This window comes from Massilia sp. 2TAF26, from assembly GCF_052115005.1.
Lineage (GTDB): Bacteria > Pseudomonadota > Gammaproteobacteria > Burkholderiales > Burkholderiaceae_D > Telluria.
In genome coordinates this window covers 1-21,441 of the sequence record NZ_JBFRFV010000036.1, presented here as the reverse complement: position 1 = coordinate 21,441, position 21,441 = coordinate 1, and the positions used below count along the sequence as shown (strand labels likewise).

At 66.2% G+C, this 21,441-nt stretch carries 18 protein-coding genes and 1 riboswitch; of the genes, 5 read left to right on the top strand and 13 right to left on the bottom strand.

Going from position 1 to position 21,441, the window contains the following annotated elements:
• Nucleotides 1–48: 48 nt before the first annotated feature.
• The 3 genes from AB4Z32_RS24550 to AB4Z32_RS24540 all read right to left on the bottom strand — a co-directional run bounded on the left by AB4Z32_RS24550 (nucleotide 49) and on the right by AB4Z32_RS24540 (nucleotide 6,429).
• Nucleotides 49–1,632, bottom strand: coding sequence for a S41 family peptidase (locus AB4Z32_RS24550; protein WP_442124483.1), 1,584 nt, complete (start codon nucleotides 1,630–1,632; stop codon nucleotides 49–51).
• A gap of 78 nt (nucleotides 1,633–1,710) precedes the next feature.
• Entirely contained in the window at nucleotides 1,711–2,697 is a 987-nt protein-coding gene (locus tag AB4Z32_RS24545; RefSeq protein WP_442124482.1) for a questin oxidase family protein, read from the bottom strand.
• 168 nt (nucleotides 2,698–2,865) lie between these two features.
• Complete coding sequence (locus AB4Z32_RS24540; RefSeq protein ID WP_442124481.1) at nucleotides 2,866–6,429, bottom strand: indolepyruvate ferredoxin oxidoreductase family protein; 3,564 nt, start codon at nucleotides 6,427–6,429, stop codon at nucleotides 2,866–2,868.
• A gap of 165 nt (nucleotides 6,430–6,594) precedes the next feature.
• Between AB4Z32_RS24540 and AB4Z32_RS24535 the strand changes: the two genes are divergently transcribed.
• Nucleotides 6,595–7,095 carry an Lrp/AsnC family transcriptional regulator gene (locus AB4Z32_RS24535; protein WP_442124480.1) on the top strand — a complete coding sequence of 167 codons (501 nt, stop codon included), beginning with the start codon at nucleotides 6,595–6,597 and terminating at the stop codon, nucleotides 7,093–7,095.
• 5 nt (nucleotides 7,096–7,100) lie between these two features.
• Here the strand turns inward: AB4Z32_RS24535 and AB4Z32_RS24530 are convergent, their stop codons facing one another.
• The 5 genes from AB4Z32_RS24530 to AB4Z32_RS24510 form a co-directional block, all read right to left on the bottom strand.
• On the bottom strand, nucleotides 7,101–7,763 hold the full coding sequence (locus AB4Z32_RS24530; protein ID WP_442124479.1) for a GNAT family N-acetyltransferase: 663 nt from the start codon (nucleotides 7,761–7,763) through the stop codon (nucleotides 7,101–7,103).
• 92 nt (nucleotides 7,764–7,855) lie between these two features.
• The gene (locus AB4Z32_RS24525) at nucleotides 7,856–8,944 is read right to left on the bottom strand and encodes a multifunctional CCA tRNA nucleotidyl transferase/2'3'-cyclic phosphodiesterase/2'nucleotidase/phosphatase (protein WP_442124503.1); all 1,089 of its coding nucleotides are present in this window, start codon (nucleotides 8,942–8,944) and stop codon (nucleotides 7,856–7,858) included.
• Nucleotides 8,945–8,958: 14 nt separating this feature from the next.
• Nucleotides 8,959–9,675, bottom strand: a complete 717-nt coding sequence (locus AB4Z32_RS24520; protein ID WP_442124478.1) for a glutathione S-transferase family protein — start codon at nucleotides 9,673–9,675, stop codon at nucleotides 8,959–8,961.
• Nucleotides 9,676–9,684: 9 nt separating this feature from the next.
• Nucleotides 9,685–10,674 (bottom strand): complex I NDUFA9 subunit family protein, encoded by a 990-nt coding sequence (locus tag AB4Z32_RS24515; RefSeq protein ID WP_442124477.1) that lies wholly within the window; start codon nucleotides 10,672–10,674, stop codon nucleotides 9,685–9,687.
• Between the two features lie 23 nt (nucleotides 10,675–10,697).
• Nucleotides 10,698–12,725, bottom strand: a complete 2,028-nt coding sequence (locus AB4Z32_RS24510) for a transglycosylase SLT domain-containing protein (RefSeq protein WP_442124476.1) — start codon at nucleotides 12,723–12,725, stop codon at nucleotides 10,698–10,700.
• Nucleotides 12,726–12,818: 93 nt separating this feature from the next.
• Here AB4Z32_RS24510 and AB4Z32_RS24505 point away from each other — a divergent pair, with 93 nt between their 5' ends.
• Nucleotides 12,819–13,382: a 5-formyltetrahydrofolate cyclo-ligase gene (locus AB4Z32_RS24505; RefSeq protein ID WP_442124475.1), complete on the top strand. Its 564-nt coding sequence runs from the start codon at nucleotides 12,819–12,821 to the stop codon at nucleotides 13,380–13,382.
• A 51-nt stretch (nucleotides 13,383–13,433) separates the two neighbouring features.
• Here AB4Z32_RS24505 and metF read toward each other — a convergent pair whose 3' ends face one another.
• The 4 genes from metF to metK all read right to left on the bottom strand — a co-directional run bounded on the left by metF (nucleotide 13,434) and on the right by metK (nucleotide 17,519).
• A complete protein-coding gene (gene metF / locus AB4Z32_RS24500) occupies nucleotides 13,434–14,279 on the bottom strand; it encodes a methylenetetrahydrofolate reductase [NAD(P)H] (protein WP_442124474.1) in 846 nt (281 codons plus the stop codon).
• Nucleotides 14,266–14,619 (bottom strand): phage holin family protein, encoded by a 354-nt coding sequence (locus tag AB4Z32_RS24495; RefSeq protein WP_442124502.1) that lies wholly within the window; start codon nucleotides 14,617–14,619, stop codon nucleotides 14,266–14,268. The genes metF and AB4Z32_RS24495 overlap by 14 nt, the downstream gene beginning before the upstream one ends.
• A gap of 87 nt (nucleotides 14,620–14,706) precedes the next feature.
• Complete coding sequence (gene ahcY, locus AB4Z32_RS24490) at nucleotides 14,707–16,122, bottom strand: adenosylhomocysteinase (protein ID WP_442124473.1); 1,416 nt, start codon at nucleotides 16,120–16,122, stop codon at nucleotides 14,707–14,709.
• 28 nt (nucleotides 16,123–16,150) lie between these two features.
• Nucleotides 16,151–16,222, bottom strand: a riboswitch (S-adenosyl-L-homocysteine riboswitch).
• A 127-nt stretch (nucleotides 16,223–16,349) separates the two neighbouring features.
• Nucleotides 16,350–17,519: a methionine adenosyltransferase gene (gene metK / locus AB4Z32_RS24485; RefSeq protein WP_442124472.1), complete on the bottom strand. Its 1,170-nt coding sequence runs from the start codon at nucleotides 17,517–17,519 to the stop codon at nucleotides 16,350–16,352.
• 182 nt (nucleotides 17,520–17,701) lie between these two features.
• Between metK and AB4Z32_RS24480 the strand changes: the two genes are divergently transcribed.
• The 3 genes from AB4Z32_RS24480 to dapF are packed head-to-tail and all read left to right on the top strand — an operon-like array spanning nucleotide 17,702 to nucleotide 20,289.
• The gene (locus tag AB4Z32_RS24480) at nucleotides 17,702–18,553 is read left to right on the top strand and encodes a lysophospholipid acyltransferase family protein (protein WP_442124471.1); all 852 of its coding nucleotides are present in this window, start codon (nucleotides 17,702–17,704) and stop codon (nucleotides 18,551–18,553) included.
• Nucleotides 18,550–19,413 carry an LpxL/LpxP family acyltransferase gene (locus AB4Z32_RS24475; RefSeq protein WP_442124470.1) on the top strand — a complete coding sequence of 288 codons (864 nt, stop codon included), beginning with the start codon at nucleotides 18,550–18,552 and terminating at the stop codon, nucleotides 19,411–19,413. Before AB4Z32_RS24480 ends, AB4Z32_RS24475 begins: the two co-directional genes overlap by 4 nt.
• A gap of 12 nt (nucleotides 19,414–19,425) precedes the next feature.
• The gene (dapF, locus tag AB4Z32_RS24470) at nucleotides 19,426–20,289 is read left to right on the top strand and encodes a diaminopimelate epimerase (RefSeq protein ID WP_442124469.1); all 864 of its coding nucleotides are present in this window, start codon (nucleotides 19,426–19,428) and stop codon (nucleotides 20,287–20,289) included.
• A gap of 21 nt (nucleotides 20,290–20,310) precedes the next feature.
• Here dapF and AB4Z32_RS24465 read toward each other — a convergent pair.
• Nucleotides 20,311–21,441 (bottom strand): tetratricopeptide repeat protein (locus AB4Z32_RS24465; RefSeq protein WP_442124468.1); only part of this gene is annotated, 1,131 nt, incomplete at its 5' end.

The window sequence follows — 21,441 nt, the reverse complement described above, 5'->3', positions numbered from 1 at the left end:
GCGAAAGCGGGGATCCATGCTGAGCGTCTTCCGCCGACCCGGTATGGGTTACCGCTGCCGCGGCGGATAAATCGAAATCTCCTTGACCTGCGGCCGCACCAGCTCCATCGGCACCGCGCTCGCGCGTCCCGTGCCGGATGCCGGGCAGGCATTCGTGGCGCGGTAGGCCAGGGCTGCGGACAGCAGGCTTTCGGCCGTGTCGCCGAGGGCGTGGTTGAGGTCGTCGGCCACCTTGCAGGTCGGTGCGAAGCCGTCCGCGAAGTCGCCGAAACCCTTGGCGTTCACGCCCTGGAACTCGATCGAGAAATAGGTCGTGCCGCAGTTGTCGACCGGGGTGAAGCCGTAGGGCTTGCCGCAGGTCTGGCCGCCGATGATGTCGACTTCGACGTCGACGCCGCGCAGGCCGTTGATCACGGCTTCGCTGGCCGAGCAGGTGCCCGCGGTGGTCAGCACGGTCACGCGCTTCAGGCCCAGGTAAGGCAAGGCGGCTCCCGCCGGCGCCGGGTTCGGCGACGAGAAGCCGTAAGCCGTGTTACGGAAGGGAATCGGTGCGTCCGGCGCCGTCTTGTTGTTGTAGACCGGGCGCTCGAAGGTCTTGCCGGCCGAGGCCGGTCCCGCGACCATGTAGGCCAGTTCGCTGGCGACGTACAGCAGGCCGCCGCCGTTGTAGCGCATGTCCAGCACCAGGTCGCTCACGCCCTGGCTCTTGAACAGGTTGAAGGCGTCGATCAGCTGCTTCTCGGCCACCGCGTTGTGGTCGTCGAAGGTCAGGTAACCGACCTTGCCGGTCGCGGTATCGATCACCTTGGTGTTCTTCACGGACGCGCTGGCGACCACCTGCGAGACCAGGGTCACCTCGAAAGTCGTGCCGCCGCGCTGGACCTGCAGGCGGTGCGATTCGCCCGCATTGTCCGGGAACAGCCCGGCATTGATGGTGGCGACAGCGCTGGTACCGGTGGTATTGATGAAGTCGATGCCGTCGACCGCCACCAGCATGTCGCCGCGCTGCAGGCCCGCGTTCGCCGCCGGCGAGCCCGGCTCGACGATGGACGCCAGCCAGGTGCGCGGCGCGGAGGCGGAATTGCGCGACCAGGTCAGGCCGTAGCCGACTTCCTCGCCGGCCGTGGTCAAGGCATCCCACTCGGCGGTCGTATAGGTGAAGTGGAAACGGTCCTTCGGCTTGCCGGAGGCCGTCAGCGCTGGCGTCTTCAGCGCCGCGAAATAGTCGAGGGTGTTGCCGTAGTCGGCCATCCGCACGGTCGACGGGATCTCGTCGTACCACAGGTAGTAGCGGTCGGCCCAGCCGCGCAGGAATTTCATTTCGTCCTGCAGGGCGCCCTGGCGGTCCGGGAAGGCCAGGCCCTGCGCATCCACGCCCGTGCGCGGCGCGGCGCACATGTTGGCGTAGTTCATGAAATCGGTCGGGATCGGATCCGCCGGCGTGCCCGGGATCGTCGGGGTGACCGGGGTGCCCGGATCCGTTGGCGTGCCGCCGACCGGGGTGCTCAGGGATGCGCCACCTCCGCCGCCACCTCCTCCGCAGCCGGACAGCAGGACGAGGGCCGCGAGGGCAGACGCAAGGAAACGGGAGAGGATGGCCGGACGGCCGGTGCGTGCATATGACGGGCTCATGCGCCCGATTATAGACGCGCCGGGCCCGTCAATTGCAAGCAACTGTAACAGTTGGGGCGGCGCGACATTCGCTGCGATCTAACTGTCCAGCGCCAGCTTGCGGGCGGCCGCACGGAGATAGGCGGGATCGCCGTATTCCCGGTATTCGCACAGCGCGGAATAGCAGAGCTTGATGACGTGGTCGTCGCTGGACAGCAGCGCCCGCTCCGCGATCGCCTGCTCGCCGATCTCGGGCCAGCTGTCGCCGGATGCCCGCCGGCTTGCCGGAGCGACCACGACCGTGAGCCAGGCCGCCAGCGCCGCCTGCCACAGGTAGCGCAGGGCCAGCGCCTTGTCGTTGGCATAGCGCTGCACGATGCGGAAGGCGTGGCAGCCGGTGACGATGTGCAGCAAGGTGAAATCTTCGCGCTGCACATAGGCCCGCAGGGCGAAGCCCGCCACCTCGCGCAGGGTGGGCGCAGCGAGCGGCTGCACCACCGCCCCCGCCAGCGCCGGGTCCCAGGCGATCTCGAGCATCCTGTCGATGATGATGCCCGGCTTGAACACGTGCTGGTCCAGTTTCAGGCGCAGCCTGTCGGCGATCTGTTCGAGCCCGCCCTCGGCCGGCTCCAGCGACAGCGGCAGGGTGACGTATTCGCTGGCCCAGTAAGCCAGCGCCAGCGCGATCTCGTCCTCGAGCCCGCCCTCGATGGCATAGGCCAGGCGGATCATGGCGTGGAAGGCGGACGCCGCCAGGCCCGGAATCAGGGTCGGCACCCAGTCGTGCAGCACGGCGTCGACACCCGCCTCGCGGATGCGGTCCTGGAAGAAACTCACGAAGCGCGGATAGTCGCCGCTGCTGCCCAGGTAGTCGTGGGGATCGAGTTCGCTGCCCGACACCGCGGCGGGCAGCAGCTTGCGTGCGTAGTTGTCGGCGAAGCGGCGCAGGGTGCCGGCATCGGCGCCGAGGCGGTCCAGTGCCAGCAGGGCCATCGGCAGGTGGTTGGCGAGCCGGTTGCCGTACAGGGGAGCGTGTTGGCGCGACTGTAGCAGCAGTTCGTGGCAGGCGGTCGACATGGTGCTCATGGCGTCAATGTAGCACCAAGCCGCCACTCCGTCGTTCCCGCGCAGGCGGAATAGCGCCACTGGCGCTATTCCCCCAAGTTTTGCATGCATCTCGACTGCTCAAGCAAACTTGGGTCCCCGCCTTCGCGGGGACGACGGTAGTGAGTGCGGGGACGACGGCCTGGCTAATCAAGCGACGCGCTTGACCGCATCACCCGCATGAAATCCCGCCAACAGCTCAGCCTCCTTGCGCTTGGCCGCAGCCAGGTTCCGCTCCTTCACATGGCCGAAGCCGCGGATGTCTTCCGGGATGCTGGCGATCGCCACGGCCTGGGCCAGGTTCTCGGCAGTCAGCTTCGGCAGCAGGGCCTCGACGGTGCGGCGGTATTCCTGGATGAGGGCGCGCTCCATCTTGCGCTCCTCGGTGTAGCCGAACACGTCGAAGGCGGTGCCGCGCAGGCCTTTCAATTTCGCCAGCACGCCGAACGCCTTCATCATCCACGGACCGAATTCCTGCTTCATCAGATGGCCCTGCTTGTCCTTCTTCGCCAGCAGCGGCGGCGCCAGGTGGAACTTCAGTTTCACGTCGCCTTCGAACATGGCGCCGATCTTCTGCATGAAGGCCGGGTCGGTGTACAGGCGCGCGACTTCGTACTCGTCCTTGTAAGCCATCAGCTTGTGCAGGTAGCGCGCCACGGCTTCGCTCAGGCGGGTGCCTTTGCCAATCTTCGCTTCGGCGGCAAGGACCTGGTCCACGAAGGCCTTGTACTGAGCGGCATACGAAGCGTTCTGGTAGGCGCTCAAGAGTTCGACGCGGCGCTTGACGATGTCCTCGAGCGACTGGCTGCGCTTGAACTCGATCACCTTGGCCGGGGTCGTCAGCCTGGTGACGGAGGCCAGGTCGTGGGCGGCGGTACGGCCCCAGTTGAAGGCGGCCTTGTTGAACGGGATCGACACGCCGTTCAGTTCGATCGCCTTCATGATCGAGGCTTCCTGCAGCGGCACCTGGCCCTTCTGGAAGGCATAGCCGAGCATGAACATATTGGTGGCGATGGCATCGCCCATCAGCGCGGTGGCGATCTGGCCGGCGTCGACGAAATCGACGTTGTCCTTGCCGCAAGCCTGGACGATGGCGCCTTTCGAGCCTTCGGCCGGGAACTGCCAGTCCGGGTTCTTGATGAAGGCCGCGGTGGTGGCGCCGCTGTTGTTGACGAAGGCGCGGGTGCGGCCTTCTCCCATGCGCGACAGGGCGTCGCGGCTGGCGGTGACGATCTGGTCGCAGCCGATCACCAGGTCCGCGCTGCCGGTGCCGACGCGGGTCGAGTGCAGGTCGGACTGCTTATCGGCCAGGCGCACGTGCGACATCACCGGACCGCCCTTCTGGGCCAGGCCGCTCATGTCCAGCACCAGCGCACCCTTGCCCTCGACGTGGGCGGCGACAGCCAGGATCTGGCCGACCGTCACCACGCCGGTGCCGCCGATGCCGGTCACCAGGATACCGAAGGGGGCCAATGTCGCCGGGATGCGCGGCGCGGGCAATGCCGGCGGCGTCGCCTCGGCGGACGAGGCCTTCTTCGGTTTCTTCAGGCCGCCACCTTCGACGGTGACAAAGCTCGGGCAGAAACCGGTGACGCAAGAAAAATCCTTGTTGCACGAGGACTGGTTGATCTGACGCTTGCGGCCCAGTTCCGTTTCCAGCGGCTCGACCGACAGGCAGTTCGACTGCTTCGAGCAGTCGCCGCAGCCTTCGCAGACGGCTTCGTTGATCACGGCGCGCTTGGCCGGGTCGGGGAATTCGCCCTTCTTGCGACGCCGGCGTTTTTCGGAGGCGCAGGTCTGGTCGTAGATCATCGCGCTCACGCCGCTCATCTCGCGCAGTTCGCGCTGCACGTCCATCAGCTCCGCGCGGTGACGCACGGTGACGCCTTCGGCCCAGGGGTAATCCGCCGGGTATTTTTCCGGCTCGTCGGTGACGACGATGATGGGATTGACGCCTTCGGCGGCCAGCTGGCGGCTGATCTTGGCCGGATCCAGCGGACCGTCGTGGGTCTGGCCGCCGGTCATCGCGACCGCGTCGTTATAGAGGATCTTGTAGGTGATGTTGACCTTGGCCGCGACCGAGGCGCGGATCGCCAGCACGCCCGAGTGGAAATAGGTGCCATCGCCCAGGTTGGCGAACACGTGCTTTTCATCCGTGAACGGGGCCTGGCCGATCCAGGTCGTGCCTTCCGCGCCCATCTGCGTGAAGGTCGAGGTCTCGCGGTCCATCCACAAGACCATGTAGTGGCAGCCGATGCCGGCCAGGGCGCGCGAACCTTCCGGCACCTTGGTCGAGCTGTTGTGCGGGCAGCCCGAGCAGAAGAAGGGAATGCGGTCGGTTTCCGGATTGGCCTTCACCGGAATCGCCTTCAGCACGGCTTCCTTGGCTTCCAGGTAGGCGATGCGCTGGGCGACGCGCTCGGCCACTGGATGGCCGGCGCAGTAGTGGCCAATGCGCGAAGCGATGGCGCGCGCGATCTGGGCCGGGTTCAGCTCGTAGGTGCCCGGCAGCAGCCAGTCGCCCTGGCCGGAGCGGTTCTTGATATCCCATTCGCCGCTGTCGTCGAACTTGCCGACCACGCGCGGACGCTCGCCGTCCGGCAGGTTGTACAGCTCTTCCTTCAGCGCGTACTCCAGCACCTGGCGCTTTTCTTCGACCACGATGATCTCGTCCAGGCCTTGCGCGAACTCGTGCACGCCGACGGAATCCAGCGGCCAGGTCATGCCGACTTTATAGACGCGCAGGCCGATGTCGGCCGCCGCCTGCTCGTCGATGCCGAGGTCGGCCAGGGCCTGGCGGGTATCCAGGTAGCTCTTGCCGGCGGTGATGATGCCGATCTTCGGCTTCGGGCTGTCCCAGACGATCTGGTTCAGCTTGTTGGCACGCGCATAGGCCAGCGCCGCGTACCACTTGTAATTGTTCATCCGCACTTCCTGGTCCAGCACGGCGTCCGGCCAGCGGATGTTCAGGCCGCCTGGCGGCATCTCGAAATCGCTCGGGATCACGGGCTGCACGCGGTCCGGATCGAGGTCGACCACGGCGCCGGATTCGATGATGTCGGTCACGCACTTCATCGATACCCACAGGCCGCTGTAGCGGCTCATCGCCCAGGCATGCAGGCCATAGTCGATGTATTCCTGAACGGAAGAGGGGAACAGCACCGGCATGCCGACGTGGTGCAGGATGTGGTCGGACTGGTGGGCGGTCGAGGAGGATTTGGCCGCGTGGTCGTCGCCGGCCAGCACCAGCACGCCACCATGCCTGGCGGAGCCGGCGTTGTTGCCGTGCTTGAAGACGTCGCCGCAGCGGTCCACGCCCGGGCCCTTGCCGTACCACATGGCGAACACGCCGTCGTACTTGGCGTTTTCAAACAGATTGGTCTGCTGGGTGCCCCAGACGGCGGTCGCCGCCAGGTCTTCGTTCATGCCCGGGTGGAAGTGAACGTTATGCGCTTGCAGGTGCTTCTTCGCCTTCATGGCGGTCTGGTCGACCGCGGTGACGGGCGAGCCGCGGTAGCCGGTGATGTAGCCGGCAGTGTTCAGGCCGTCTTTGAGGTCGCGCTCGTGCTGCAGCATCGGCAGGCGGATCAGTGCCTGGGTGCCGGTCATGAAGGCGCGGCCGCGTTCGAGCGTCCATTTGTCGTCCAGCGTGATCTCGTGGGCAGGCGACGGCTGCGCCGGCTCCAGCTGGGAGCGGTCCAGGGGTGCGTTCATTGTGTCTCCGTTGTAATCTTTTATGCGCGCGGCCGGTTCACGCTGGCCACTTCGGTCTGTCTGCGAGTATAGGCCTGAGCGCTCGCCATAAAATTTCAATCAATTCCCCCCGCCGAGTGATTTGCGCAATAAAATTGCGGAACATCCGAAGACCAAGGGAAATTCATGTCAAAGATCGAGCTGGATAAAACCGATCGGAAGATTCTTGCCATTCTGCAAGCCGATGGCCGCCTGTCGAACCAGGACGTGGCCGAGCGCGTGAACCTGTCGCCATCGCCTTGCCTGCGCCGCATCAAGCGGCTCGAGGAGGCCGGGGTGATCCGACAGTACGTGGCCCTGCTCGATGCCGACAAGCTGGGCCTGGGCCTGCTGGCCTATGTGAACGTGCGCCTGGAAAAGCATGCCGAGGGCGCGCCGAACGCACGCGTGCCGGCGACCTCGCCGCGCTTCGAATTCGCCCAGGCCGTATCGACCTGGCCGGAAGTGGTGGATTGCTATGCGATGACGGGAGAGATGGATTTCCTGCTGCGCGTCCACGTGGAAGACATGGAGCATTTCTCGCGCTTCATGATGGCAACGCTGCTGCGCCACCCGGCGGTGCTGGACGTGAAGTCCAGCTTTGCGCTGCAGAAGATCAAGGAAACGACGGCGCTGCCCATCGTTTAGAGCGCCTATTTTTTAGGCGACAGCCACTTCAAGGCGGCGCGTGTATTCCGCTTGACCGCATAGTCGATCTTCGCCACCTGCTCTTCCAGCGCCTCGGCCAGCACGCTCGAGGGGCTGGGCGGCGGCAGGTGCAGGTGGGCGTCCGCCTCGCCATATTCCCGCTTGATTTCCATGCCGGCCTTCTTGGCGATGTGCATCATGGTACGGTTCGAGGACAGGCACTGCATGTACAGGGTGTCGACGTCCGAATTACGGCAATGCATGGCGGCGCGCTCGAACAGGCGCGTGCCGACGCCCTGCCCGCGCGCCGATGCCGCCACCGAGACCCCGAACTCGGCCACTTTTTCCTTGTCGGTGTAATTGATGCTGTCCGGATGCGCCTCGCGCGAGATGAAGGCCAGGTGGCCGACGCCGGCCAGCTGGAACATGCGGTTGACCACGCCGAACACGATGTCTTTCGAGAAATCGATCTTGTTGACGTAGGCAATGACCTGCTCGTCCCGCAGCATGCTGCCGAAGCGCAGCAGGCGGTCGTTGCTGTCGAGGGCGAGGAAATGCCGCAGCACGCGACGGTGGTCGCGCTTGCTCAAGGCCTTGACCAGTACCGGCTGGCGGCCGTGTTTGCCGGTCAGGTTGCTGAGCCAGCGGCGTAGGGGGTTATCCTGCATCGTTTATTCATTTTTGTGCACTGCACCAATCGTCATTGTAACGGATTGGCTGAGTAGACTGCTGCGCAGGATTTGTAACGTGCGGCGACGGGCTAATCGTCCAGTGCCGCCTGCACCGCCCCCACCCGCGCCGCGTGCACAGCCGCCGGAATCCCCGCCTTGTTCTCCGCGCAGCGCCCGGCAATCTCCCCGGCGTTCACCCCGCGCGCCGCCTCCAGGGCCTTCAGCAGGCGCGGTGCGTGCGTCTCATGGCCGGGCGCCGCGCATTCGGCGGCCAGCAGCATCTGGGCAAAGCGCTCCGGCTTGCGGAAGCCGTCGCTGCGTTCGAACAGGCTGACGACGGCTTCCGGGTCCAGGGACGGTGCGCGACCAATGATGTCCCGCTCGCGCGCCGTCATGACGGCCAGGTCGCGGCAGTCGACGGGCACGCGCAGGCGCTTGCAAATGTCGGGAATCTCCTTGCCGAGGCCGTGCATCAGGACGGCAAAACGCACCGGCAGCTCGAGTCCGCGTCCGGCGGCGTGGTCGATGGCCTGCATCAGCGGCGTATCGGCATCGAGCTCCGGCAGGATGCGGGACAAAGCGCCGCAGTCGCCCAGCACGGCGAACATGCGCGAGGGCTTCTGCTCCATCAAGCCGCGCGAGAGTTCCTGCCACACACGTTCCGGCACCAGGGCATCGACCTCGCCTTCCTCGACCATCCTGCGCATCAGCGCATTGGTGGCCTCGGCCACGCGGAATGCCGGGAAGCGCGCGGCAAAGCGGGCCAGTCTCAGGATCCGCACCGGGTCTTCGGCGAAGGCCTCCGACACGTGGCGGAAGATGCGGTTTTCCAGGTCCTGGCGGCCGCCATAGGGGTCGACGATGCTGCCGTCGGCGGCGCGCGCCATCGCGTTGATGGTCAGGTCGCGCCGGATCAGGTCGTCTTCCAGCCTGACGTCGGGCGAGGTGTGGAAGACGAAGCCGTGGTAACCGGGCGCCGTCTTGCGCTCGGTGCGGGCCAGCGCGTATTCCTCGTGGGTGTCGGGGTGCAGGAAGACGGGGAAATCCTTGCCGACCGGACGGAAGCCTTGCGCCACCATCTGCTCGGGCGTGGCGCCGACCACGACCCAGTCGTGGTCCTGCACCGGCAGCCCCAGCAGTTCATCGCGCACCGCGCCGCCGACGACATAGGCCTGCATCGTCGTCAAGCCAGTCACTCCGGCAGCTCGTCTTCGTGGACGGCGGCGATTTCCGTTTCCGCCATCGCTTCCTCGACCCAGCGCGCCACCGCCGGATGGGCCAGCATGCGGTCGCAATAGGCCTGCAGGGCAGGCGCCAGCGCCACGCCGTAGGTCTTGAAGCGCATCACCACCGGCGCGTAGAAGGCGTCGGCGATGGAGAAATCGCCGAACAGGAAGCGGTGGTGGCCGAAGCGCGCCAGGCACTCTTCCCAGATCTCGCAGATGCGGCCGATGTCGGCCTGGGTGCCCGGCGTGCGGCCGCGGCCCGGCAGGCGCGCCTTGATGCTCATCGACATCGAGGTGCGCAGGTCGGCAAAGCCCGAATGCATCTCGGCGGCCACCGAACGCGCCATCGCGCGCGCCGCCACGTCCTGCGGCCACAGGTGCTTATCGGGGAACTGCTCGGCCAGGTATTCGCAGATGGCGAGGCTGTCCCAGATCGTCATCTCGCCGGCCAGCAGCACGGGAACGCGGCCGGCGTGCGAAAAGCGCGCGATGTTGGCGGCGGTGTCCGGCTGGTCGAGCAGCACGCGGACTTCGGTGAACGGGATCCCGGCCGCGACCGCCGCCACCCAGGGGCGCATCGACCACGACGAATAGTTCTTGTTGCCGATGACGAGGGTCAGGCCGGCCTGGCGCGCCTGGTCGAGGGTCTGAGAAAGCGTGGGATCGAGTTCGATGGTCTGCATGGTCTCTTTCTATTTCGGATGGGGGTGTTCCGTGTGAGCATGTCGCGCCCGGGAGCGCAGCTCGTCGAGTTGTCCGGTGGGCGCCAGGTAGGACGGCGCGACGGACTCGAGCGCCGTGAGCTTGATTCCGAGCGCCTCCGCTGTCAAGACCTGATGGGACGGATTGACAACATTATCGACTTTCATGGAATCCAGGTTGTCGCGGGTGATCAGCGGCGTGCCGGGCAGGAGCTCGAAGAAGCCGGCCTGCAGCCGCGCCAGGGCGTCGGGCAGCCTGAGCACCGGGCGCGGATGGCCGGACCAGTGCCCGGCCAGCCTGACCAGCTCGGCCAGGGTATAGATGCCGGGACCGCCCAGCTCGCAGGTCTGCCTGCGGGTGGCGTCGTCGAACAGGGCGCGCACATAGGCTTCGGCGACGTCGCCGACGTACACCGGCTGGAAGCGCGCATCGGCACAGGCCAGCGGCACCACCGGCAGGTGGCGCTGCAGGCGCGCGAACATGTTCATGAAATTGTCGCCCGGGCCGAACACCACCGAGGGACGGAAGATGGTCGCCGCCACGCCCGCTTCGCTGGCGGCCGCCAGTTCGCCGTCGGCCTTCGAACGCTGGTACATCGAGGGGCCGTCGCGGGCCGCGCCCAGCGCGCTCATGTGCAGCAGGCGCGGCACGCCCGCGGCGGCGCAGGCACTGGCGATGCGGCGCGGCAGCTCGACGTGGACGTGGCGGAACTGCGGCCCGTAGGGCATGCCCTGGCGCGAATGCAGGATGCCGACCAGATTGATGACGGCATCGCGGCCCGTTACCAGGCGCCGCAGGACGGCATCGTCGTGAATATCCGCCTGGACGATGTCGACGCCCGGCAGCGGCATCAGGTGCATGGCATGCGCTTCGTGGCGGGTCGGCACCACGATGGTCATGTCGTGCTCGGCCAGCCGCGCTGCGAGATGGCTGCCGATGAATCCTGTTCCTCCGAACAACACTACCGACAGATCGCGCATGGCAATCTCCTAAGGCAGGCCGATCATGGCAAGCCCATGCTACCACCACGCGGCATGATCGTCCCCAGGCGGGCCTTGAGCGACTGTGGACGTTTCTCGAACAGTGCGGCGTAGTTCGTTGCGTTCGACATCACGTTGCGCACGTAGTTGCGCGTTTCCTCGAAAGGAATGGTTTCGACGAACACCGCCCCTTCCATCGGCGCGTTCAGCAGGCCGCGCCAGGCGCGGGTGCGGCCGGGGCCGGCGTTGTACGACGCGGTGGCCAGTACCTGCGAGCCTTCCGCATGGTTCAGCACCATGTTCAGGTAATTGGTGCCGAGCAGGATGTTGGTGCGGATATCGCTCAGCATGCCATGGCCGTAATCGGTCATGCCGATCTTCTCGGCCACCCACTTGCCGGTCGAGGGCATCACCTGCATCAGGCCGGAGGCGCCGACGCCGGACTGGGCATCGGAGATGAAGCGCGATTCCTGGCGGATCAGGCCGTAGACCCAGGCCTGGTCCAGGCCCAGCCCCTGCGCGGTGGGTTGCAGGATGTCGTCGTGCGGGGCCGGGAAGCGCTGGGTATAGTCGAACTCGGTGCGGGTGCGCTCCGAGGTGTTCACCATGCGGTCCAGGATCTCGTTCTGGCGCGCGTACTCGGCCGCGACCAGCAGCTGGCGGTCGGAAAAGTCGCGCAGCGCCCAGTTCCACTCGCGCGTGCCTTCGAAGCGCAGGCGCATGCCGAAGAATTTCAGGGCGCGCCTGAAGCCGGGATTGGCGGCCATCTGCGCCAGCTCGGCCGCGGTGGGCGCGATTGGTCCCACTGCGCTGGGCGGGATCGTGATCTGCTGGCCGATTTCCTCGAGCGCGAGTTGCCCATAAAAACTGTTCTGGTCGGCGATGCGGCGGAACAGCGCCTGCGCATCCTCCTTGCGGCCCTGGGCCAGGTCGGCGCGGCCGCGCCAGTAGACCCAGGCCGGCTCGGCGCGCTGCTCGGCCGGCATGGCGTCGATGGTCGCCTTCACAATCTTCCAGTCGCCGCGGCGCAGCGCGATCCGGGTCTTCCACTCGGCCTGGAACTCCGACAGGGGCGCGCCGGCGGCGCGCTGCCAGTAATCGTAGGCTTCCGGCGCCAGCACCAGCGAAGCGGCCAGGGCGATGTTCGACCAGCCGATCGCCTTTTCCTCGGCGGACAATTTGGACGCGTTCTTGTTCAGGGCGACCGTGGCCAGCTTGAGGCTGGTGCGCGCCATGCGGCTGACCGCGACCAGGTAGATTTCGTGATCGGCGCGGCTGCTGCCGATGCCGCGCGCCATCGCCAGTGCCGGCACGTCGACTGCCTGGGCGGCACGGGTGTCGGAGGCGCCCAGCAGCAGCGCGGTGCGGCGCGAGGGGCCGGTGGCGTGCATCTCGCCGGCCAGGCGCAGCTGGGCCAGCAGGTCCGCCTGCGTGAACTGGCCGGACTGCGCCAGCTGGGCGACCAGGGCGGCGCAGGCTTCGCCGTACAGCGGCGGATTGTCGAGCAGGGCGCGCGCCTCGCCGGCCACGTTCTGGCCTTTCACGGCGCGCGACAGCAGCGCATAGCACTTGACCTGGTAGTCGTCGTTCTTCACGAACAGCGGCAGTTCGCGGTCGAAATTGACCCAGTCGCGCTTGCGGCCGAGTTCCAGCAGCCAGTCGTTGCGCAGGCGGTCGGCGATGGCGCTGCCCTCGTAATGCTTCAGGAAATCCAGGACTTCCTCGTTCGATGCGTCCTTCAGACGCGGTTTGAGCCGATAATAGTCGACATACGAGGGAATTGCGTAGTTGGGCAGGCGCGCCGCCAGCTCGGCGGCCTTGCCCGCATCGTTCTGGCGCGCGGCCTCGCGCAATTGCAGGAAAATGGCATCCTGCTCGCGGGCGGCGTCGGTCGCAGCCTGCGGCAGCGCGGCCACGGGAGCGATCGCGGGTGAGGCGGATGCAGCAGGTGCGGCGGCAGGCGGCGGAGCCGTTTGGGCGGACGCCGTCGCGAACGACAGCAGGGTCGTGGCGGCAACACTTGCGCCGGCTAACAATTTCAAAAGAAACATCAAACCAACCTTAATGTACGCTTCATTTAACTCATGACCGGCGAATCAAGAATAACACGCCCCCTCTCGAGCTTGCCAGATGACGCCTCAAGCGTGGCGGGCGACAGCCAGGCGGCAAAGGCGGCGCTGCGCAAGGCGCTCAAGACTGCACGTGGGGCGCTCGACCCGGCAATCAAGGTCCAATGGGACGCACACATCGGCGCCCAGGTGATTGCCTGGTGGCGCCTGCGCCAGATCGATACCCTCGGGGTGTATTGGCCGCTGGCCGGCGAGCCCGACCTGCGCGCCGCCTATGCGGAGCTGGCGCTGGCCGGCGTGCGCCTGGCCCTGCCCGTGGTGATGGAACGCAACGCCCCCCTCACGTTCACGGAGTGGACGCCGGGCGAGCCGATGATCGCGGACGAGATGGGCGTCGCGGTGCCGGCCCAGCTGCGCTTCATCGAGCGTCCCCCTGCCCTCTTGATTCCCTGCCTGGGCTTCAATGCCGACGCTTACCGGCTGGGCTATGGCGGCGGCTACTACGACCGCACCCTGGAATTGCCGCCGCGCCCGCGCACCTTGGGCATTGCCTACAGCAACCAGGAAGCGCAGTTCGGCCATGCGCCGCACGACGTGCCGCTGGACGTGATCGTCACCGAGATCAGCAAGGTGACCTAAAGAAAATGCCCGCGGCCTTGCGGCGCGCGGGCATGCGATCGGCGGCAAGGATCAGGCCGCCGTCTGCGTTCCCTGCAGGCGCTGCCAGATGGCGGTGGTGGCCACCGCCTGGTTCATGCTGTAGAAGTGCAGGCCGGGCGCGCCGCCCGCCAGCAGGCGTTCGCACAGCTGGCTGACCACGTCCAGGCCGAAGGCCTTGATCGAGGCGCTGTCGTCGCCGAAGCTGGCCAGCTTCAGGCGGATCCAGCGCGGGATCTCGGCGCCGCACATATCCGAGAAACGCATCAGCTGGGTAAAGTTGGTGATCGGCATGATGCCGGCCACGACCGGGATGTCCAGGCCCATCTTCTGCGCGTTGTCGACGAACTGGAAATAGGCGTCGGCGTTGTAGAAGTACTGGGTGATGGCCGCATTGGCGCCGGCCTGCACCTTGCGGGCGAAGGCTTGCAGGTCGTCCTGCGGCGAGCGCGCCTGCGGATGCATCTCCGGATAGGCGGCGACTTCGATGTGGAACCAGTCGCCGGTCTCGGCACGGATGAACTCGACCAGGTCGCTGGCATAGCGCAGCTCGCCGGCGCCGCCATAACCGCTCGGCAAGTCGCCGCGCAGGGCGACCAGGCGGCGGATGCCGTGCGACTGGAACTCGCGCAGGATGGTGCGGATCGATTCGCGGGTGCCGCCGACACAGGACAGGTGGGGCGCCGCGGCGTGGCCTTCGGACTGGATCTCGAGCACGGTGTCGAGCGTGCCCTGCTGGGTGCTGCCGCCGGCGCCGAAGGTCACCGAAAAGTATTTCGGCTGCAGCGCCGCCAGCTTCTGGCGCGCCGCGCGCAGTTTTTCCGCGCCCTCGGGAGTCTTGGGCGGGAAAAACTCGATGCTGATATTAGGGGTTTCCATCTTTATTCAGGAGTAAGGTAGAAAGCGCCCACGAAATCACGCTGTACAGGATGGCCGCCAGGAAGGCCGACCAGAATCCGGCGACATGGAAGCCGTCGACCAGATGCGCCACCAGCCAGAACAGCAGCGCGTTGATCACCAGGATGAACAGTCCGAGCGACACCAGGGTCACCGGCAGGGTCAGGACGACCAGCACGGGACGGATGATGGTGTTGACCAGGCCGAGGATCAGCGCGGCCACGAGGGCGGTGCCGATGTTGGTGACGGTCACGGAATGCATCAGGTAAGGCAGCGCCATCAGGGCTGCGGCGTTGATCAACCAGGTCAGGAGCAGGCGCATGTCGGTGTCTTTCGTGAAGGCGTAGGAATCCGGGGCGCCACCCGCTTTGGGCGGCGCCATGTCACCGAAGAGATTACCAGTTATTAATTAATAACGGTAATGGTCGGGCTTGTACGGACCTTCCTTGGACACTGAAATGTACGCAGCCTGCTCCTCGGTCAGCGTGGTCAGCTGGGCGTTCAGCTTCTTGAGCTGCAGGCGCGCGACCTTCTCGTCCAGGTGCTTCGGCAGCGTGTACACGCCGACCGGGTACTTGTCGGTGTTGGCGAACAGCTCGATCTGGGCGATGGTCTGGTTCGCGAACGACGAGCTCATCACATAGGACGGGTGACCGGTGCCGCAGCCCAGGTTCACCAGGCGGCCTTCGGCCAGCAGGATGATACGCTTGCCGTCCGGGAAAATAATATGATCGACCTGCGGTTTGATGTTCTCCCACTGATATTTCTTCAGTGCGGCGACTTCGATTTCGTTGTCGAAGTGGCCGATGTTGCAGACGATCGCCTGGTCCTTCATCTTGAGCATGTGCTGCTCGGTGATGACGTGGTAGTTGCCGGTGCAGGTGACGAAGATGTCGCCGTGTTCGGCGGCGTAGTCCATGGTCACGACGCGGTAGCCTTCCATCGCGGCCTGCAGGGCGCAGATCGGGTCGATCTCGGTGACCCAGACCTGGGCCGACAGCGCGCGCATGGCCTGGGCCGAACCTTTACCCACGTCGCCGTAGCCGGCGATCACGGCGATCTTGCCGGCGATCATGACGTCGGTCGCGCGCTTGATGCCGTCCACCAGCGATTCGCGGCAGCCGTACAGGTTGTCGAACTTCGACTTGGTGACGGAGTCGTTGACGTTGATTGCCGGGAAGGCCAGCTTGCCTTCCTGGTGCATCTGGTACAGGCGGTGCACGCCGGTGGTGGTCTCTTCGGTCACGCCCTTGATTTCCGGCAGGCGCTTCGAGTACCACTGCGGATCGACGGCCAGACGGCCCTTGATCGCGTTGAACAGGCAGATCTCTTCTTCCGAACCCGGCTTGTCCAGCACCGAGACGTCCTTCTCCGCGCGCACGCCCAGATGCAGCAGCAGGGTGGCGTCGCCGCCGTCGTCCAGGATCATGTTGGCATGGTTGTCGCCCGGCCATTCGAAGATGCGGTGGGTGTATTCCCAGTACTCGTCCAGGGTTTCGCCCTTGATCGCGAACACCGGGGTGCCGACCGAAGCGATGGCGGCGGCGGCGTGGTCCTGGGTCGAGTAGATATTGCACGAGGCCCAGCGCACTTGCGCGCCGAGGGCTTCCAGCGTGCGGATCAGCACGGCGGTCTGGATGGTCATGTGCAGCGAACCGGCGATGCGCGCGCCCTTCAGCGGCTGGCTGGCGGCGTATTCCTCGCGAATGGCCATCAGGCCCGGCATTTCGGTTTCGGCAATGCGGATTTCCTTCTCGCCCCACGAGGCAAGACCGATGTCGGCAACGAGGTAATCCTGGGAAGTGTCTTTGAGTACGGCGCTCATCACGCCCTCCTTTCAAGTTAAGAAAAAAGTAACGTGAGCGCGGTGTTGATATCCGAGCCTGGCGAAAGTCGAAACTTTCGTCGCAACGCTCCTCGGAATTGCTTAGTTTAGCACGGGCGGATGTCGCTGGTGTGCTGAAGAACCTGGATTCCCGCCATGGCGGCCGGCCAGGTCGGGAATGACGTTGGCTGAGCCGTCATTCCCGCCAAGCTGTTTTTGCTACGCTGTCAGGCCAAACCAGCCGCAGCACGCAGTGCCGCCGCCTTGTCGGTGCGCTCCCAGGTGAACTCCGGCTCTTCGCGGCCGAAGTGGCCGTAGGCGGCCGATTTCTGGTAGATCGGGCGCAGCAGGTCCAGCATCTGCACGATGCCTTTCGGGCGCAGGTCGAAGTGTTCCATCACCAGTTCGGCGATCTTCTCGTCGGAGATCACGCCGGTGCCTTCGGTGTAGACGGTGATGTTGATCGGCTTGGCCACGCCGATCGCGTAGCTGACCTGCACCTGGCACTGGCGCGCCAGGCCGGCGGCGACCACGTTCTTGGCCACGTAGCGGGCGGCGTAGGCGGCCGAGCGGTCGACCTTGGACGGGTCCTTGCCGGAGAAGGCGCCGCCGCCGTGCGGGGCTGCGCCGCCGTAGGTGTCGACGATGATCTTGCGGCCGGTCAGGCCGCAGTCGCCCTGCGGGCCGCCGATGACGAAGCGGCCGGTCGGGTTGACCAGGTAGCGGGTGTCCTGCAGCCATTCTTTCGGCAGCACCGGCTTGATGATCTCTTCGATCACGGCTTCTTCGATCTGGCTGTGGCTGATTTCCGGCGCGTGCTGGGTCGACAGCACCACGGTGTTGACCGCGACCGGACGGCCGTTCACGTAGCGCAGCGTGACCTGGGACTTGGCGTCCGGACGCAGCCACGGCAGGCGGCCGTCCTTGCGCAGCTGCGACTGGCGCTCGACCAGGCGGTGTGCGTAATAGATCGCGGCCGGCATCAGTTCCGGGGTTTCGTCGCAGGCGTAGCCGAACATCAGGCCCTGGTCGCCGGCGCCCTGGTCGAGGTCGATACCGGCGCCTTCGTCGACGCCCTGGGCGATGTCCGGCGACTGCTTGTCATAGGCGACCAGCACGGCGCAGCCCTTGTAGTCGATGCCGAAATCGGTGTTGTCGTAACCGATGCGCTTGATGGTGTTGCGCGCAACTTGAATATAATCGACGTTTGCGTGCGTCGTGATCTCTCCTGCCAGCACCACCAGGCCCGTGTTGCACAGGGTTTCGGCGGCCACGCGTGCGCGCGGATCCTGCTCGAGGATGGCGTCGAGGATGGCGTCGGAAATCTGGTCGGCAACTTTGTCCGGATGGCCTTCCGAGACGGACTCGGAAGTGAAGAGGTAGTCGTTGGAAGACATTGAGGCTCCTGATACTGTTGAGATAAATGCCGCAGTACCAAGGCCCTGCGACGCTTTAGCGATATTTATATTCCGCTTCGCAAGTTGTCATTAACTCCGCGGATCCTGCTCAAAGTGGTATTTTACGCTCCTTAAAAAATTTTGGTGAAGCAAGCCGCATCACCTCTACCCTGAATCAATAAATGCTCGTTTTCCTGTTCCGCTTCCTGTCGGTGTTTCCCCTCCCCGTGCTGCACGCGCTGGGCGCGGCGCTCGGCTGGCTCGTTTACCTCATTTCTCCCTCTTACCGGCGGCGTTTGCGCAGCAATCTCGAGCTGGCCGGCTACGGCGCCCATCTGCGCAGCGCCATCGCCGAGTCCGGTAAAGCCATCGTCGAACTGCCGTTTGTGTGGTGCGCGCAACAGGAGCGCGTCACCCGCCACGTCACGATGGAGAACTGGGAACTGGTCCAGCGCCAGCTCGACTCCGGGCGCGGGATTGTGTTCCTGACGCCACACCTCGGCTGTTTCGAGCTGACCGCCCAGCAAGTGTCGCTGCGCCAGGAGTTGACGGTCATGTATCGCCCGCCGCGCAAGAGCGCGCTGAAACCCTTGGTCGAAGGCGCGCGCGCGCGCCAGAACATGCACCTGGCCCCGGCCAACCTGTCGGGCGTGCGCATGCTGGTCAAGGCGCTGCGCGGCGGCCAGCCGGTCGGCGTGCTGCCGGACCAGGTGCCGCAGGAAGGCGAAGGCGTGTGGGCGCCCTTCTTCGGCCGTCCGGCCTACACCATGACGCTGCCGGCCAAGCTGGCCCAGTTGGGCAAGGCCGACATCCTGCTGACCTATGCCGAGCGCCTGCCGGGCGGACGCGGCTACGTGATCCGCTTCGTGCCCTTCGAGGGCGAGCTGTCCGGCACCGCGACCGAGCAGGCCGCCAGCATCAACCGCGCGATGGAAGCGCTGATCGCGCGTTGCCCGTCCCAGTATTTCTGGAGTTATAACCGCTACAAGCGCCCCCAGGGCGTGGCGGCCCCGGAAGCCGAGGCGGTCGCATGAGGGTCCTGATTGCTTTTCTGTGGCTGCTGCATTTCCTGCCGCTGCCGATCCTGGGCCGCATCGGTAACGCCGTCGGCTGGCTGATGTACTACGCGATCCCGAAACGCCGCAAGATCGCCCTGACCAATCTGCGCCTGTGCATGCCCGAACTGAGCGAAGCGGAACGGATCGCCATCGCCAGGCGCCACTTCCAGGGCTATTCGCGCAGCATCCTGGAGCGCTCGCTGCTCTGGTGGGCGCCGATCCCGCGCCTGCGCCGCCTGATCCACATCGAGCCGTCGGTGCCCCAGGCCGAAATGGAAAGCGGTCCGACCATCCTGCTGTGCCCGCACTTCGTCTGCCTCGACGTGGCCGGCGTCGCGGCGCGCGTGATCCCGGTGTCGACGATCTATTCGCCGCAGAAGAACGAGGCCTTCGACCGCCTGCTGCGCTACGGCCGCGAGCGCTTCGGCCCGGTGCGCCTGTTCACCCGCGAGGAGGGCATCAAACCGATCCTGCGCGCGCTGCGCGACGGCCTGCCCTATTTCATGCTGCCGGACATGGATTTCGGCGAAAAGGATGCCACCTTCGTGCCCTTCTTCGGCATCCCGGCGGCAACGCTCACCGCCCTGCCGCGGCTGGCGGCGGCCACCAAAGCGAAAGTGATCCCGGTGATCGCCACCTTCCTGCCCGACTACAAGGGCTATCGTGTCGTCTTCTATCCGTCCTGGGAAAACTACCCGGGCGAGGACATGATCGACGCCACCCGCCGCATGAACGAATTCATCGAGGAACGGGTGCGCGAAAGCCCGGCCGAGTATTTCTGGACCCATAAACGCTTCAAGACCCGGCCGAACGGCGAGCCGTCGCTCTACGAATAAACAGGAACCATCATGAAACTGAAATTCACCAAGATGCACGGCGCCGGCAACGATTTCATCGTCGTCGACGCCGTCAACCAGCAGGTCGAGCTGAGCCCCGCGCAGTGGGCCCGCCTGGCCGACCGCCGCTTCGGCATCGGCGCCGACCAGATCCTGATCGTCGAACGTCCGCTCGATCCAGGCTGCGATTTCCGCTACCGCATCTTCAACAACGACGGCGGCGAGGTCGAACAGTGCGGCAACGGCTCGCGCGCCTTCGTGCGCTTCGTCAGCGACAAGGGCCTGACCGACAAGCGCAGCATCCGTGTGCAGACCATGGCCGGCATCATCACGCCGCGCCTGGAAGAAGACGGCAGCGTGACGGTCGACATGGGCGCGCCCGTGCTGGAGCCGGCGCAGGTGCCCTTCGACGCCAGCGGCCTGGACGGCGTGGCCCAGGGCCGCGACACCCTGTGGCCGCTGACGGTCCGCGCGCGCGGTGCCGAGCAGACCGTGCTGGTATCGGTCGTCTCGATGGGCAATCCGCACGCGGTGCAGGTGGTCGACGACGTCGACAATGCGCCGGTCGCGGAGACCGGTCCGCAGATCGAACACCACCCGCGCTTCCCGAAGCGGGTCAACGCCGGCTACCTGCAGGTGCTGGACCGCGGCCACGTGAAGCTGCGCGTGTTCGAGCGCGGCGCCGGCGAAACCCTGGCCTGCGGCACCGGCGCCTGCGCGGCGGTCGTGGCCGGCATCCGGCGCGGCCTGCTGGACTCGCCAGTCCAGGTCGAGGCGCGCGGCGGCCGTCTGAGCATCGCCTGGGCCGGCGAAGGCCAGCCGGTCTACCTGAGCGGCCCCGCCGAGACCGTGTTCGAGGGCGAGATCACGCTTTGATCACCGGCGTCTGACGCGTCGTCAAGCTGCCAGGTCGAGGTCCAAAGAGCTCTCTGGCAGCAGGGTCCGCAGACGGTAGAGGCGCTGGCGATAATTCCCTTCCGGCCCGCCCGGGCCGCAGTCGACGCTCTCGAACAGGCGCCCGATGCGGTCGAGTAACTGGCGCTCCTGGGCGCTTTCCACCGTCACCAGACGGCGCCGGCTGCGGCCGTAGCTGGCGCGGATGTCGATCACCAGGCAATGGCCGCGATCCGCATTCCGGACCTCGAGCAGCAGCGCCTCGGCGCGGCTCAGGCCGAAGGCCAGCGCCAGTTCGAGGCGCGCCGCCAGCAGCGGAAAGTCCGACAGGTCGCGTCCCGCCAGCATCGCATCGAGGTCCTGCCAGGCGCCCGGGCCGCGCGGCGCGATCTTGTGCAGCATGGCGGCCGCCCTGGCGCAGCCCTGCACAGCCGCCTTCTGCAGCCAGAACACGGCGCGCACATCGTTACCCTCGTTCTCGCGGCGCGCGCGCCAGGCGGCGTTGCCGCATTCCAGCTGGGCGTCGCGGTAACCCATCTCGGCGGCCCGCTCGAGGTATTTCTGGGCCTCGACTACATTCCGCTGGGAAAACTCCGGCTTCACATAGATGCGCGACAGCGCATACCAGGCTTCGGCCAGGCCCTGCTCGCCGGCCTGCAGCAGCCAACGCACCGCCTTCTTGAAGTTGGCCGCGCCGCTGCTGCCCGCGCCGCTTCCCGCAACGCGGCGGCCGTCGATGCGCATGCGCGCGGACCACAGGCCCAGCGCGAACTGGGCGTAGCGGTCCTGCTCGGCGGCGGCCAGTTCCCAGAAGGCATGCAGTTCGTCGGGCTCGACGTCGTGGACGACGGTGCCCTCGTCGACCAGGCGGGCGCAGCGCGACAGCAGGGTGACCTCGTCCGGTGCCAGGCGCGCGCAGGCCCGGTCCTGCGCCACCTCGGAATGGGCCAGGGACCGCGCAAGCGGCAGCGCACGCTCGAGATAGGCCTGGTGCCTGCCGGCCTCCCATTCCTGTTCCAGCAAGGCGAACTGGGCCGCGGTGACGCCATTGTCGGCGGCGCGCCGCAGCCAGCGCTGCCCGTTGCGGTCCGGCGCCGCGGTGCGCGGCATCGTGGCAGGGCTGCGCTCCGTCGT